The sequence below is a fragment of the uncultured Nocardioides sp. genome, assembly GCF_947489365.1.
Lineage (GTDB): Bacteria > Actinomycetota > Actinomycetes > Propionibacteriales > Nocardioidaceae > Nocardioides.
The window spans coordinates 109238-124189 of sequence record NZ_CANLDB010000003.1 but is presented as its reverse complement, the minus strand read 5'-3'; the positions used below and the strand labels follow the sequence as shown (position 1 = coordinate 124189).

The window sequence follows — 14952 nt, the reverse complement described above, 5'->3', positions numbered from 1 at the left end:
GCGGCACTCACGGCTCGGCCGTGGCCGGCCTCGCACCTCGATGTCCGGCTCTCGCCGGGCGGCGCTACGGCAGCACGAACGCCAGGACCACCAGCACGACCGCGGCGACGACGGCCAGGCCGGCGAAGAGCTGGTTCTTCCGGGTCTCGCCCTGGTGGTGGTCGATGAGCTCCTCCTCCGAGCGGGTGGAGATGAGCATCTTGTCGGCGCCCTTCGGCCCGCGGACCTCGAGGTCACCGCGGTCGTCGAAGGCCTCGCCGGAGACGAAGATCTGCGTGTCCGGGAGCAGCACCCACTCCTCGTACTCGTAGCCGATCGTCCGGTCGCCGCTGGTCGGCAGCGTCATCGAGAAGCGCCCGAGCTGGAGCTTCGAGCCCCGTGCCCCCTCGTCCTGGCGGAACTCGCTGGCCACCTTGCGCGGACCGTTGATCCGCGCCGTCGGGACGAGGGTGATCTCGCCCGAGTCGTCACGGAGCAGGAAGGACTGCTTGGAGGAGTTGTCGCTGACGACCTCCTCCTTGCGGCGGGTCCGGCGGTCGCCGTCCTTGGTGCGGTACGACTCCTGGAAGTGGTGGGTCACCTTGTGGCGGTACCAGAGGCACTCGGTGTCGGTGATCTCCGAGGTGAGCAGCCCCCGGGGTCCGGGCACGGCCGCGCCCTTGAGCTCCACCCGGTGCGAGAACGCGCCGGGACCGGCCGCGTCGGCGGCCGCGCGGGCGAGCTCGTGGACGTCGGCGGCGCGGGATGTCTCGGTGCCGATGAGGCGACCGACCTGGCCGGTGGCCTGCTTGCTCTGCCAGAACATGTAGCCGGCGACGGCCAGCGCGACGGCGGCGCCGATCAGGTAGGGGAGCATCCGGGCCTCCGGTCTCGTGGATCGCGTCTCGGCGGGCGTCGCCCGACGGCCGGATCATGCCCGGTCGTCCCGGATCCAACCACCCCGGCCGACGACGGCGGAGGCGAATACAGTGACCCACCATGACTCGGGGTTCGGGACGGGCGGGCGGACGTCGCCGCTCCCTGCCCGGGACGCACCGCGGGGCCCGCCCCGAGCGGCGTCGTACCCCTCTCGCGGTGCGGACCGTCGGGCTGATCGCGGTCGGCGGCCTGGCCACTGGGTTCGGCCACCACCTCGGCCCCACCGGGGACTCCGCGGGCGACCCGACGGCCAGCGGCGCCCTCGACACCGCGCCGGCCCCCGTCACCGGCGACTCCCGGGCGGACGGCCCCGAGGCCACCGAGGTCCCGCGGGGCTCCACCGCCTCCCTGTCGCCGCGGCCGCGACGCGCGTCCCGGCCGCGGCCGGTGCCCAGCGTCGGCCCGGGCACGTTCCGGATCGCCGACGGCGCCGCCGGTCCCGCCGCCGAGGAGGCCGAGTACGGCGAGCTCGCCTACACCGTGGAGGTCGAGGACGGGCTCCCCTTCGACCCCGTCGCGACCGGGCGGCGCGTCGAGCGGGTGCTGGAGCACCCCCGCAGCTGGCAGACCCTGCTGGGCCAGCCGCTGCGGCGGACGACGGAGGTCCCCGACTTCCGCGTCCTCGTCGCGAGCCCCGGCACCACCGACGCGCTCTGCGCGCCGCTGCAGACGATGGGCCAGGTGTCGTGCCGCAACGGCGACCTGGTCGTGCTCAACGCGGTCCGGTGGGCGGAGGGGATCCCGGACTACGCGGGCGCGCTGGGGCAGTACCGCACCTACCTGGTCAACCACGAGGTCGGCCACCGGCTGGGGCAGGCCCACGTCGAGTGCCCGGCACCGGGGACCCCGGCGCCCGTCATGCAGCAGCAGACCTACGGCCTGGACGGCTGCACCCGCAACGCCTGGCCCGGGTGACGCTCAGCCCTGCCGGTCGGGCCCCGCGCGCTCGGCGGTGATCCGCAGCAGCACCCGCTGCTCGCGGCGCATGTCGTCGCGGTAGGCGTCCCAGTCGTCGTGCTCGCCGGCGGCGCGGCGGTAGTAGTCGACGAGCGGCTCCATCGCGTCCGGCAGCGCGAGCACCTCGGTGGCGCCCTCGAGGTAGTACCAGGTCCCGAAGAAGGCGTCGGTGAAGACGCACAGCTGCGCCCACGGGTCCGCCCGCAGGTTCCTCGTCTTGTACGCCGTCTCCCGGCTGCTCACGCAGAACCGCCCGGCGTCGTCCACGGCGACGAGGACGGGGCTCTGCTGCACCCCGCCCGACGGCGTCCGGGTGGCGAGCACGGCGCGGTGGTGGCGCTCGGCGAAGACACGCACGCGGTCCAGGTCCATGGACCCAGTCTGGCGTATGGCATAGTCGAGCGCCTCAGTTGACTTACTCGGGAAAGAAGTCCTCCTGATGACTCAGACCACCCTGCCACCCACGATGCGGACCAGCCGCCGGACCGTCCTGGCCGGAGCCGCCCTCGGGACCGCCGTCGCCGCCGTGTCGGGCCCCGCGGCGGCCGCTGCCCCGCAGCGCCGCCGTCCTCGCGGCCGGCCGCGCAACCGCCCGAACGTGATCGTCGTGTCGATCGACGACCTCGGCTGGGACGAGATGGGCTGCTACGGCAACGACTTCAACGAGACCCCGGAGATCGACCGGCTCGCCGCGGAGGGCACCCGCTTCACCCAGGCGTACGCCGCCGCACCGCTCTGCTCGCCGACCCGCGCCGCCCTCGTGACCGGGTGCTACCCCGGACGGGTAGGCGTCACCGACTTCCTGCGCCCCGAGACCGCGGTCAGCGACAACCACCTCGACGACCGGCGTACGACGTCGATCGCCGAGCTGCTCGGCAAGCGGGGCTACACCAGCGGCCTGATCGGCAAGTGGCACCTGACCGAGACGTACTCGGGCCCGTACCGCGACCGGCCCGGCAACCCCTACGCGCACGGGTTCGACGACGTCCGGGTCAGCGAGGAGCTCTACATCGCCGGAGGGGACTACACCCACCCCTACTTCTTCATGCCGAACCTCCCCGCCCGCGAGCCGGGCGAGTACCTCACCGACCGGCTCGCCGCCGAGGTCGAGGACTTCGTCGCCGTCCACCGCGACGAGCCGTTCTTCCTGCACGTCTCCAACTACGCGGTCCACACCGACCTCGTGGCCCGCCCCGAGCTGCTCGCGAAGTACGAGGCCAAGCCCGGTGCCGACCGCGCCCCGAACCGGCCCGTGCTCGCCGCGATGCTCGAGAGCGTCGACACCCAGGTCGGCCGGATCCGCCGCGCGCTGGAGGCCCAGGGCCTGGCGGAGGACACCCTGTTGCTCGTCACCTCCGACAACGGCGGCCAGTCGCGGCCCGCGAACGCGCCGCTGCGCGGCGGGAAGGGCGAGCTGTACGAGGGAGGCATCCGCGTCCCCCTCGTCGCGTGGGGCCCCGGGCTCGTCCGCGCCGGCCAGGACGTCAACCACCTCACCAGCACGATCGACCTGCTCCCGACAGCGCTCGACCTGGCGGGCGGCCCGGCGCCGAAGGACGTCGACGGCATCAGCGTCGTCCCCACCCTCACCGGCCGCGGCCGGCAGCGCGCCCGCGAGGCGACCTACTGGGCCTACCCGCACTTCATCGGCGGCACCCGCCCGCACGCCGCCGTCCGGGTGGGCGACGAGAAGCTCGTGATGTTCCTCCGCGACGGCGCCACGGAGCTGTACGACCTCGCCGACGACCCCGGGGAGAGCAGGAACCTCGCCGGGCAGCGCCCCGAGGTCGCCGCGCGCCTGCGCCGGCTGCTGGAGGCCCACCTCGCCGAGCTCGACCTCTACCCCGGCGCGCCCACCGCGGAGCGGCGCCGCGACGAGCTGTCCGAGACCTTCGACGGCGACCTGGCCGACTACACGCTCGCCGCGGTGCCCTCGGGTGGCGCGGCCGCCCGGGCCGTCACCGAGGGTGGACGGCTGCGGGTCTCCGCGGACGGCGCCGCCCACCTGCTCGCCGTCGCACCCCGCGGACCACGGCGCGAGGAGTTCGTCGTCGAGCTCGACCCGGGCCCGCTGCCCGGCGCCGCCCGGGAGCGGACGCTGTTCGCCGGCGTCGCGAAGGACGGCGACAACTACCTGCTGCTGCGCTACCGCCACGACCTGCGCCGTGTCGGCTGGGACCTCCGGGTCGGCGGCCGCCTCGAGACCGGCGGCACCGAGCCGACCACGGTGCTCGACGGCAGCGTCGACCTCGACGACGACGCCGCCCGGATCGCGCTGGTGGTGCGGGGCGCCCAGGCGGCGGCGTACGCCGACCTCGGGAAGGGCTGGGAGTTCCTGTTCCGCCTCGACGTGGCCGGCGCGCTCGACCTGCGGCGCGACGACGTGCGCCGCGACTACCGCTACGCCGTCGGCGCCCGGGTCAACGGCACCGCGGTGGACATCGACGGCTTCCGCGCCTGGGAGCGCTGAGCGCGCCGCGGACGGGGCGAGGCATGACCTAGGGTCGCGTCGACAGCACCGATCCCGGGGATGGTCGAGACGTGAGCAGGCCGACGACGACGCGCCGTGGTCTCCTCGTCGGGGCCGGCGTCGCCGGGGTCGTGGGCGCGGGTGCGGCGGCGTCCGCGTGGGACCGGGGCATCGAGGAGCCGTCGTACGACGACCGGCCGCGGAGCGAGCGCCCCGTCCGCTGGCGGCCCCCCGCGGACCGGACCAACGTGGTCGTCGTCTCGATCGACGACCTCGGCTGGAACGAGCTCGGCTGCTACGGACACCCGTTCAACCGCACCCCCGAGATCGACCGCCTCGCCGCCGAGGGCCTCCGCTTCACCCGGGCGTACGCCGCCGCGCCGCTCTGCTCGCCGACCCGCGCGGCGATGATGACCGGCCGCTACCCGGCGCGGTGCGGCATCACCGACTTCCTGCGCCCCGAGCCGGCGGCCAGCGACAGCCGCCTGGACCCGGGTCACAGCACGGTGCCTGACGTCCTCGGGCCCCGCGGCTACACGACCGGGCTGATCGGCAAGTGGCACCTCACCGAGACCTACTCCGGCCCCTACCGCGACCGCCCCGGCAACCCGTTCGCGCACGGCTTCGACGACGTCCGGGTCTCCGAGGAGGAGTACATCGCGGGCGGCGACTACACCTGGCCGTACTTCTTCCTCCCGGGGCTGCCGGCCAAGGAGTCGGTGTCCGGGGCGCCGGAGTACCTCACCGACCGCCTGGCGCTCGAGGCCGTGGACTTCATCGAGACCCACCGCGACGAGCCCTTCTTCCTGCACGTCTCGAACTACGCCGTCCACGTCGAGCACGAGGCCCCGGCCGACCTCGTCGCCGAGTACGCCGCCCTGCCCGGGGCCGACGAGGAACCGAACCGGCCGGTGGTCGCCGCGATGCTGGCCCGGGTCGACGCCCAGGTCGGGCGGGTCCGCCGGGCGCTCGAGGAGAACGGGCTCGACCGACGCACGCTGCTGATCGTCACCTCCGACAACGGCTCGGAGAGCCGCGACGTCAACGCACCCCTGCGCGGCGCGAAGGGCGAGCTGTACGAGGGCGGCATCCGGGTCCCGCTGGTCGCGTGGGGACCGGGCCTGGTCCGCGCGGGCCGGACGAGCGACCACCCCACCACGACCGTCGACCTACTGCCCACCGCCGCGGAGCTCGCCGGCGTGCGCCCTCGCCGCGACCCGCGCGGCCCGCTGGACACCACCGGCTGGGACGGCGTCAGCCTCGTGCCCACCCTCAGCGGCCGCGGCCGGCAGCGCACCCGCGACGCGACGTTCTGGGTCTACCCGCACCTCGCCGCCCCGCGGGCCCGCCCGCACGCGGCGGTCGTCGTCGGCGACGACAAGCTCGTGATGTGGCTGCGGGACTCCTCGGTCGAGCTGTACGACCTCGGCGCCGACGAGGCCGAGACCACCGACCTCTCCCGGGAGCGCCCCGAGGTCACCGCCCGGCTGACCACGCTCCTGCGCGAGCACCTGGCCGAGGTCGACCTGCTGCCGCCCCCGCCGCGGAGCCGTCGGGCCGGTGGACGGGTCCGCGTCGACGACGAGGTGACCACCGTCGCCGGGCCGCTCCGGCTCGCGACGGCGGGACCCACCTCCGACTCCTGGGAGCTGGTCGTCGACCCCGGGCAGCTCGACCGGACCCGGCGCACGGTGCTCCTGGGCCTGGCCTCCGGCCCCGACGAGCGCCTGCTGCTCACCTACGACCACGTCCGCCGCGGCATCACCTGGGACCTCCGCGTCGCCGGTCAGCAGGTCACCGCGGGCCTGGAGCCGCTGGCGATGCTCGACGGGACGGTCGGCCTCGACCGCCGTACCGCCCGGCTCGCGCTCGTCGGCCGCGGCGCCCAGGTCGCGGCGTACGTCGACGAGCGCGGCACCGGCTGGGAGTTCCTGACGCTCCTCGACGTCGCCGGGGCGCTCGACCTGCGTCGGCGCGACGTGCGCCGGCGGCTGCGGTGGGCGGCCGGCGGCACCGCCTCCCTCGACGCGGTCAGCGCCCGCGCTCGCTGACCTAGCCCGGTGGTTCGACCACCAGGACGTGTGGCAGCGTGCGAGCACCGTCACACCCCGAGGAGTCTCCTGTGATCGTCCTGTACGCCGCGCTCGCGATCCTCGCGGTCGTCGTCCTCATCATCGTGCTCGACGTCGACCCGATGATCAGCCTGGTCATCGGCTCGCTGGGCCTCGGGCTCGCGGCCGGTCTTGGACCGACGGCGACGCTCAGCACGATCGTCGAGGGCTTCGGCTCGATCATGGCCGAGGTGGGCCTGCTCATCGGGTTCGGCGTCCTCATCGGGTCGCTGCTGTTCGCGATGCAGGCGCTGCAACGGCTCGTCGCCGGCCTGCTGCGGCTGCTCGGCGCGCGGAAGCTGCCGTACGCGATGGCCGTGGTGATGACGACGCTGTTCCCGTCGATCTACGTCGACGTGCAGCTCGTCCTGGCCTCCCCGCTCGCCCGCTCGGCGGCCCCGCAGATCGGCGCCCGCGGCCTCGGGCTCATGGGCGGCGCGGTCACCGCCGGGATCCTCGTCGGCTACGTCTTCGTCGTCCCCGGCCTGGGGACCGTGTCGATCGCCGGCCTGCTCGGCGTCCCCCTCGGCACGATGCTGGTCTACGGGCTCCTGGTCGGCCCGCTCACCGCGCTCCTCACGGTCGCCGTCTACGCGCTGGTGCTGCGCGCGGGGTTCTGGAACCCCGAGAAGGACGAGGACCCCTCGGAGTCCCTCCTCGAGGCGGAGGCCCTCGCCGAGCGCACGGCGCCGTCGCAGAAGCCCGCGCCGGGCACCGGGGACGGACCGGTGACCAGGACGGCGTCGCGGGTCCCGCCCCTGCCCGTGGCCCTGCTGCCGGTGCTGGTGCCGCTGGTGCTGATCGCGACCGGCGCGACCCTCGACGCGGTGGGCGCCTCGAACCCGGTCGTCGCCTTCCTGGGCGACCCCGCCCTCGCGCTGTTCGTCGGCCTGCTGGGGGCCTTCGTGCTGGCCCGCATCTCGCTCGGCCGGGAGGGCACCAACGAGGCGCTCGCCAAGGGCTTCGACACCACCGGCCAGATCCTGCTGATCACCGGCGTCGGCGGCTCGCTGGGCGCGGTGATCGCGGCGACCGACCTGGCCGACGTGCTGTCCGGCCTCTTCACGGCCGACGCCGGGGCGCCGATCGTGGTGACGATCCTGCTGGCCTGGCTGATCGCCGCCGTCCTGCACCTCGCGATCGGCTCGATCTCCGTCGCGGCCATCGCGGCCGCCGGGATCATCGGGCCGGTGCTCGGCCAGGTGGACGTCGCGCCCCCGATCGTGGGCCTCGCCATCGGCGCGGGCGCGCTCTTCGCGCTGCACGTGAACAGCAACTTCTTCTGGATGTTCCAGTCGCTGCTCGGCGTCTCCACGAGCGGGGCGCTGAAGGCGCTGACCTTCGTGACGTCCCTGGCGTCGGTGATCGCGCTGCCGCTGATCACCGTCCTCGGCCTGGTCACCTGAGGACGGCGGACCTCACTCCGGCTCGACGAAGGTGGCGGGCTCGGGCTCCACGTCGTCCGCGGCGGCGAGCAGCCCGGTGATCCTGTCCACCCCCGCGGGCGAGGGGTTCTCGATGTCCCCGTCGGTCGCGTAGGCCATGCCGTACGCCGGCCGGCCGTTCTCGGCACGCCAGCTCTCGCTGAGCCCGCCGCCGTCGACCACGTCGAAGCCGAGACGGTCGAGCACCGCGACGGCGAGCTCCTTGGCCGCGACGTCGTCGCCGTACACCGGCAGGGCCGAACGGTCCTCGGAGCCCGACGGGCGGGCGAGCGCCCCGATGGCGTCGGAGTGGATGGTGTTGAATGCCTTGACCACGTGAGAGTCCGCGAGGTGCTGCTGGAGCAGCTCGCTGGTGGTCGTCCGGCCCTCGTCGAGCGCCGGGACGTGGCCGTCGCGGTCCGGGTAGTAGTTGAGGGTGTCGAGGACGACGCGGCCCTCGAGCGCGTCGGCCGGGACCTCGCCGTACGCGTGCAGCGGGATGGTCACGACCACGACGTCGGCCGCCGCGGCCTCCTGCGTCGTGCCCGCCCGGGCGCCCTCGCCGTGCTCCGCGGTCAGCTCCGAGACCAGCCCGGTCAGGGTCTCGGGTCCCCGGGAGTTCGACACCACCACGTCGAAGCCGGCGGCGAGCGCGCGGCGGGCGACGGCGGTGCCGATCCGGCCGGCGCCGATGAGACCGATGGTGCGGACGTCGTGGATCGCTGTCGTCATGGGGCCAGAACGATCTCGCGCCGCCGCGTAGTCCCGGGCGGGCGATCGTGATTGTGTGTGGCGGTGACCACACAGCACCCCGTGGACAAGGCCGAGATCGCCGGCGCGACGTTCCGGCAGGTGGGCCGGCGGCTCCTGCCGCTGCTCGGCGTCTGCTACTTCCTGTCGTACCTCGACCGCACGAACATCGCCGTCGCCGCGCTCACGATGAACGCCGACATCGGCCTGTCCGACGCGGCGTTCGGCCTGGGCGCCGGGCTGTTCTTCATCGGCTACTTCTTCTTCGAGGTGCCGAGCAACATGGTCATGCACCGCGTCGGCGCGCGGATCTGGATGGCCCGGATCATGGTCAGCTGGGGCATCGTCGCCGGCCTGCAGGCGTTCGTCGTCGGCGAGACCAGCTTCTACGTCGTCCGGATCCTCCTCGGCATCGCCGAGGCGGGCTTCTTCCCCGGGATGATCCTGTACCTCACCTACTGGTTCCCCGCCGAGTACCGCGCCCGGGCGGTGGGCTGGTTCATGGCGGCCGTGCCGCTGTCGACCGCGCTCGGCGCCCCGCTCGGCGGCCTGCTGCTGAAGCTGGACGGCGTCGGGGGGCTCGCCGGGTGGCAGTGGCTCTTCCTCGTCGAGGCCGTCCCGACGGTGGTCATCGGGTTCCTGCTGCTGCGCTGGCTGCCGGACCGGCCCGCCCACGTCGACTGGCTGAGCGACGAGCAGAAGGGCTGGCTGCAGGGCCGCCTCGACGCGGAGGCGCGCGCCAGCGAGGGCCAGCACGTCTCGGAGTGGCAGAGCCTGCGCCACCCCCGCGTGCTCGGGCTGTCGCTCGTCTACTTCTCGATCGTCTTCGGCCTCTACGGCCTCGGGTTCTGGCTGCCGACGATCGTCCAGGAGAGCCTGCAGATCGAGGACACCCTCGACGTCACCCTGCTCACCGCGGCGCCGTACGTCGTCGGGACCGTCGCGATCGTCGTCGTCGGCAAGATCGTCGACCGGCAGGCCAAGCCGGCCCGCATCACCATCGGCGCCATGACCGTCGGAGGCGTCGGGCTCGCCGCCACCGCCTGGCTGTCGGAGAACCCGTGGGTCGGGTACGCCGGCCTCTGCCTCTGCGCGGTCGCCGTCATGTCGTCCTTCCCCGGCTTCTGGCGCCTCCCGACCGCCTTCCTCACCGGCGCCGCGGCCGCCGCGGGCATCGCGGTCGTCAACTCGATCGGCAACCTCTCGGGCTTCGTCGGCCCGTACTGGATCGGCTTCCTCAGCGACGCCACCGGCAGCAACCAGTGGGGCCTGGTCTCCATCGGCGTCGTCATGGTCGCCGGCGCCGGCCTCACCGCGCTGCTGACCCGGGACGCGAAGACCGTCTGACCACCTCGGAGGTCGAGGTGCCCCGAGCCCTGGCGAGGGGCCACGAGACCCGGTTGGGTCGGACATCGGTCGGGTGCGCCGCGAACCTGTGGAAACGGTCTCGATCGGCTTCGGGGGTCTCGCCGTGACCCGAGGGCCCGGCCTACGTTGATCCGGCAGCCCCCACTCGGGGGGAGGCTCTCGGGAAGGCAGTCCATGCAGCTCACCGCACGACCTCTGGTCCTCGCGACCACCCTGTTGATCAGCCCGGCCCTCGCCCTCGGGCTCGGCACGCCCGGCCCCGCCGGAGCGAGCGACGCCCCTGCCGCCGCGCCCGCCCGGGCCGCCGACGGCATCACGCACGCCGAGAACCCCGGCGTCCCCCAGGGGGCGTCGTGGACGGAGCACTACTTCGGTGCCGCCCGCGCGGGCTCGCCCACGAAGGTCTCGCTGCACGCCGACGTGCTGCGTCCGGAGGGTCTCGAGCCGGGCGAGAAGACGCCGGTGATCCTCTCCGTCGGGCCCTACTTCAACCACTCCGGGCAGACCGGTCGGGAGACGGACGAGTACCAGCCGTCGTCCCGCTTCGACGACCTGATCGACGGCGCGCAGCTGATGGACCGCGGCTACACCGTCGTCCTCGTCGACAACCGCGGCTTCGGCGGCTCGACCGGCTGCCTCGACTGGCTGGGCGCCGGCGAGCAGGCCGACATCACCGCCGCCGTCGACTGGGCCGCCTCCCGGTCGTGGTCGACCGGGAAGGTCGGCATGTACGGCAAGTCCTACGACGCCGTCACCGGCCTGTGGGGCGCCGACCTCGACCCCGAGGGGCTCGACGCGGTCGTCGCGCAGGAGCCGTTGTGGAACATGTACCCGTACCTCTACTCGAACGACGTCCCGCGCTACAACCAGGTCGGGACGCCGCAGGCGTACAACTCGATCGCCTCGCTCGGCGGCACGCAGGGCGACTCCGCGCGCTACAAGCAGGCGGCGGACTACGAGCAGCAGCACCCCGAGTGCCTGACCCGCAACCTGCGGGACAACGTGGTCAACACCAGCCAGGACGACCCGTACTGGCGGCTGCGCAACCAGGCCGTGAAGGCGAGGGGCGCGACGACGCCGCTGTTCCTGACCCAGGGCTTCACCGAGTCGAACACCAAGCCCGAGCAGATGGAGACCTACCTGCGCAACCACCGCGGCGAGACCCGCGGCTGGATGGGCCCGTGGGAGCACGTCCGCGGCAACGAGGTCGACGCCGACACCGGCGAGCTGTCGCAGGGCCGGACCGGCTTCTTCGGCGAGGTCGTCCGCTTCTACGACGAGCACCTCAAGGGGATCGAGCCCAGCCGCAACGACCCGGCGTTCGCCATCCAGGACAACTTCGGGCAGTGGCGTGCGGAGAAGACGTGGCCCGTCGTCGACACCCGTGACCTCGTCGCCCTCGGCAGCGGTCGCTACATCGACGCCGGTCCGCTCGACGAGGCCCGCGGCCTGGACGCCGCGCAGGAGCGACAGGTCGAGGCCAAGCAGGTGCCGCCGCGGGTGACCCGCCGCTCCGGCGGGGACGTCGACCAGCAGGTCCGCAGCGCCCTCGGCACCGCCGCCGAGCGGGAGGCGACCTCGCTGGCCGCCGCCGGCACCGTGCCGACGTCGTACCAGACCTGGTCGAAGCCCGTCGGCGCCGACACCCGCATCACCGGGACGCCCCGCGTCGTGCTCAACACCAGCGGCGAGGGTCAGGTCTACGTGTCGATGTGGGACGTCGACCCGAGGGCCGGCACGGCGACGCTGATCAACGAGAACGTCGCCGAGCTCACCGCGTCGGGCCGCACCTTCGACCTGAAGGGCATGGACTGGACGCTGGAGAAGGGCCACCGGCTCGCCGTCGGCATCGGCACCATCTCCGGTGGCAGCTGGAACAGCCTGCCCAGCGGCCGGGTCGTGACCGTCCGGGACGCGCAGCTGCTGCTCAGCACCCAGTCCACCGAGGACGACCGCGCGACCCGCGGCTCGGCGTCGCCCTGGCTGGCGCGCTACCTCGAGGACAACACCATCCCCAGCGGGAAGGGCCCGGCCGGGACGTTCACGGTCCCGGCTCCCTGATCCACTTCCGGTGACCGATCGGTGTCGCTCAGCGACACCGATCGGTCACTGGGATCCGTGGGGTGGCTCAGTCCCGGACGTCCTCGGCGACCTTCCCCTGGAGTGGCCGTGGTGGTTGGGTGGCCGGAGCGGCCCGGAACACCCGACTGTGGACGACGACGGGGACCGACCGCGCGGCCGTCTGCTCCCGCGACGATCATCCAGCACCCGGAGAGGACCCGATACCCATGAGGAAGACACTCCTCTCCCTCGTCTGCATCCTCGCGTCCCTCACACCCACCGCGGCCGTCGCCGCGCCGGCTCCCGCCGCTCCCGGCACCAGGAGCCTCATCGAGTTCCTCGCGACCGACTCCGGGTTCGACAGGAACCCGCAGGACTTCGACGTCCTCGACCGATACATCCGCGCCATCTCGCGCGTGAATCCCGACGGTGAGCTGCGATACCTCGCCGACGGGGACCGACGCGCGACGGCGTTCCTGCCCACCGATCTGGCGTTCTCCCGCCTCGTCAGGTCCGTGACCGGTCGCACGCCGACCTCGGAACGCGCCTCCTGGCGGGCCGTGCGCGGCCTGGGCCTCTACAACGTCGAGCGCAGGATCATCTACCACGTGGTCCTCGACCGGACGATCACCCGCAACGGCCTCCTGGCCGCCCGCGGGACCCGTGTCGGTGTCCTGAACGGGGGCAACGTGGCCGTGTACGTCCGGGACGGCCAAGTGGTCCTGGGCGACCGGAACCTGAAGGCGCGCAACGCGGTCGTCACGGCGAGCAACCTCAACCGCGGCAACAAGCAGGTGGGTCATGCGATCGACCGCGTGATGCGCCCGTACGGCTCCGGTGCCTACCGCGCCGGGAGACGGTGACGCCTCGGTTCAGCCCCAGACGTCCTCGGCCACACGCACGATCAGCTCGAGCTTGGCGCGCTCCTCGTCCCACGTGAGGTCGTTGCCCTCCGAGGTGGACGAGAAGCCGCACTGCGGCGACAGCGACAGCTGGTCGAGCGGCACGTGCTGCGCGGCCTCGTCGATGCGGCGCTTCAGGGTGTCGGCGTCCTCCAGGACCCCGGACTTCGTGGTGACGAGCCCGAGGACGACCTGGCGGCCCGGTGGCACGAACCGCAGCGGCTCGAAGCCGCCGGAGCGCTCGTCGTCGAACTCGAGGAAGAACCCGTCGACGGCGAGCTCGCTGAACAGGACCTCGGCGACGAAGTCGTAGCCGCCCTCGGCCGCCCACGACGAGCGGAAGTTGCCACGGCAGAGGTGGGTGGTCACGGCGAGAGAGTCCGGGCGGTCCGCGATCGCCGCGTTGAGGGTGCGGACGTAGCGCTCGTGCTGGTGCTCCGCGTCGTCCCCGCGCTCGGTCATCGCGCGCCGCTGCTCCGGGTCGTTGAGGTAGGCCAGCGAGGTGTCGTCGAGCTGGGCGTAGGTGCAGCCGAGGTCGGCGACGCGGCGCAGCTGCTCGGCGTACGCCGCGGCGAGATCGGTCCAGAACGGCTCCTCGTCCGGGTACACCGACGGGTCCAGCGCGGCGCGACCGCCCCGCGCGTGGAGCATGTTGGGCGACGGCATCGTCAGCTTCGGCGTCATGTCCGGCGCGAGGCGCCCGGCGGTCTCGGCGAGGAAGGAGAAGTCGTCGCCGAAGATCGTGTGGTCGAGCCCGATGCGCTCCCCGACCTTCACGGCCGCGGACTCGAAGTCGAGGTCGCCGGCGGCGTTGCGGAAGTGGACGGCGATCTTCTCGTCGGTGCTCGAGACACCGCGCAGCTGGTAGAGGAAGTCCATGTGCCACGACGCGCGGCGCATCTCGCCGTCGGTCACGGTCGTCAGGCCGGCGTCACGCTGCAGGGCGACGACCTGCTCGACGGCCTCGTCCTCGAGACCCCGCAGCTCGGCGGCCTCGATCTCGCCGGCGGCGTGCCGCTTCCGGGCGTCGAGCAGCGCGGGCGGGCGCAGCAGGCTCCCGACGTGGTCGGCGCGGTACGGCGGTCGGGTGCGCTGGCTCATGTCCCCGACCGTAGTCCCCGGTGATCAGGGGGTCAGGGCGTACCGCGCACGTCGGACGCCGACGCGTCGGGCGCACGCGGTTCAGTGAGGCAGGTCACCCCGACCTGCCTGTGGGGTACCTGTGTCACACGGCGCAGCCGGCGCACCCGCGCCGGCCGCCGGGCTCTTCCCCGGAAAGGACCCCCCATGAAGAAGACCCTCCGCTCCCTCACCGCCACCGCCGCGGCCGCCGCCCTGGTCTCCGCCGGCGTCGCCACCGCCGCCCCCGCGTCCGCCGAGACCGGCAACCGCAGCCTGGCGAAGGTCCTCGCTGCCGACTCGGGCTTCGACAGCAACGCCAAGGACTTCGATGCCCTCGAGAAGGCCGTCCTGTTCGTCCTGGACAAGAACCCGGAGAGCCCCGTCGGCCTGCTGACCCGGGGCAAGCAGCGGGCCACGGCGTTCCTGCCGACCGACCTGGCCTTCTCGCGGCTCGTCACCTCGCTGACCGGTGAGAAGCCGGCGAACGAGCGACAGGCCTGGCAGACCGCCCGCTCGCTGGGCGCCGAGACGATCGAGGAGATCCTGCTGTACCACGTCGTCCCCGGGAAGACGCTGACCTCGGACAAGGTCCTCGCCGCCCGCGGCACCCGCGTCGACGTCGCCAACGGCGACAGCGTCCGGGTCGTGGTCAGGAAGGGTCGCGTGTTCCTCGGCGACCGCGACCAGGAGGCCACGAACCCCGAGGTCACCGTCCTGGACATCAACCGGGGCAACAAGCAGGTCGGTCACGCCGTCAACCGCGTGCTCCGTCCCTTCTCGTTCTCCGAGAGCCGGAAGGGCTGAGCCCGAGCACGACGCGACCGCCACGAGCCGGCGTCCCGCAGCCGCGGGGCGTCGGCTCGTGGCGT

At 73.3% G+C, this 14952-nt stretch carries 12 protein-coding genes; 8 read left to right on the top strand and 4 right to left on the bottom strand.

All coding sequences use genetic code 11. From position 1 onward, the window contains the following. Window positions 1–64 precede the first annotated feature (64 nt). Window positions 65–856 (bottom strand): GIDE domain-containing protein, encoded by a 792-nt coding sequence (locus tag Q0858_RS09600; protein ID WP_299053257.1) that lies wholly within the window; start codon window positions 854–856, stop codon window positions 65–67. 122 nt (window positions 857–978) lie between these two features. Here Q0858_RS09600 and Q0858_RS09595 point away from each other — a divergent pair, with 122 nt between their 5' ends. Then, on the top strand, window positions 979–1833 hold the full coding sequence (locus Q0858_RS09595; RefSeq protein WP_299053254.1) for a DUF3152 domain-containing protein: 855 nt from the start codon (window positions 979–981) through the stop codon (window positions 1831–1833). 3 nt (window positions 1834–1836) lie between these two features. Here the strand turns inward: Q0858_RS09595 and Q0858_RS09590 are convergent, their stop codons facing one another. Beyond that, complete coding sequence (locus Q0858_RS09590) at window positions 1837–2247, bottom strand: PPOX class F420-dependent oxidoreductase (protein WP_299053251.1); 411 nt, start codon at window positions 2245–2247, stop codon at window positions 1837–1839. 67 nt (window positions 2248–2314) lie between these two features. On the opposite strand from Q0858_RS09590, the gene Q0858_RS09585 reads away from it, so the two are divergent. The 3 genes from Q0858_RS09585 (at window position 2315) to Q0858_RS09575 (ending at window position 7862) form a co-directional block, all read left to right on the top strand. Continuing rightward, window positions 2315–4345 (top strand): sulfatase, encoded by a 2031-nt coding sequence (locus Q0858_RS09585; protein ID WP_299053248.1) that lies wholly within the window; start codon window positions 2315–2317, stop codon window positions 4343–4345. A gap of 71 nt (window positions 4346–4416) precedes the next feature. Beyond that, window positions 4417–6396, top strand: coding sequence for a sulfatase (locus tag Q0858_RS09580; protein ID WP_299053246.1), 1980 nt, complete (start codon window positions 4417–4419; stop codon window positions 6394–6396). Window positions 6397–6467: 71 nt separating this feature from the next. Then, window positions 6468–7862, top strand: a complete 1395-nt coding sequence (locus Q0858_RS09575) for a hypothetical protein (RefSeq protein ID WP_299053243.1) — start codon at window positions 6468–6470, stop codon at window positions 7860–7862. 12 nt (window positions 7863–7874) lie between these two features. On the opposite strand, the gene Q0858_RS09570 is transcribed toward Q0858_RS09575, so the two are convergent. Continuing rightward, window positions 7875–8612, bottom strand: coding sequence for an NAD(P)-binding domain-containing protein (locus tag Q0858_RS09570; RefSeq protein ID WP_299053241.1), 738 nt, complete (start codon window positions 8610–8612; stop codon window positions 7875–7877). 63 nt (window positions 8613–8675) lie between these two features. Between Q0858_RS09570 and Q0858_RS09565 the strand changes: the two genes are divergently transcribed. The 3 genes from Q0858_RS09565 to Q0858_RS09555 all read left to right on the top strand — a co-directional run bounded on the left by Q0858_RS09565 (window position 8676) and on the right by Q0858_RS09555 (window position 12922). Beyond that, entirely contained in the window at window positions 8676–9977 is a 1302-nt protein-coding gene (locus Q0858_RS09565) for an MFS transporter (RefSeq protein ID WP_299053238.1), read from the top strand. A 195-nt stretch (window positions 9978–10172) separates the two neighbouring features. Next, complete coding sequence (locus Q0858_RS09560) at window positions 10173–12059, top strand: CocE/NonD family hydrolase (RefSeq protein ID WP_299053236.1); 1887 nt, start codon at window positions 10173–10175, stop codon at window positions 12057–12059. Window positions 12060–12286: 227 nt separating this feature from the next. Continuing rightward, window positions 12287–12922, top strand: a complete 636-nt coding sequence (locus Q0858_RS09555; protein ID WP_299053233.1) for a fasciclin domain-containing protein — start codon at window positions 12287–12289, stop codon at window positions 12920–12922. Window positions 12923–12931: 9 nt separating this feature from the next. Here the strand turns inward: Q0858_RS09555 and Q0858_RS09550 are convergent, their stop codons facing one another. After that, window positions 12932–14062, bottom strand: a complete 1131-nt coding sequence (locus tag Q0858_RS09550) for a 5-methyltetrahydropteroyltriglutamate--homocysteine S-methyltransferase (protein WP_299053231.1) — start codon at window positions 14060–14062, stop codon at window positions 12932–12934. A gap of 186 nt (window positions 14063–14248) precedes the next feature. Here Q0858_RS09550 and Q0858_RS09545 point away from each other — a divergent pair, with 186 nt between their 5' ends. After that, on the top strand, window positions 14249–14887 hold the full coding sequence (locus Q0858_RS09545) for a fasciclin domain-containing protein (protein WP_299053228.1): 639 nt from the start codon (window positions 14249–14251) through the stop codon (window positions 14885–14887). Window positions 14888–14952 lie beyond the last annotated feature (65 nt).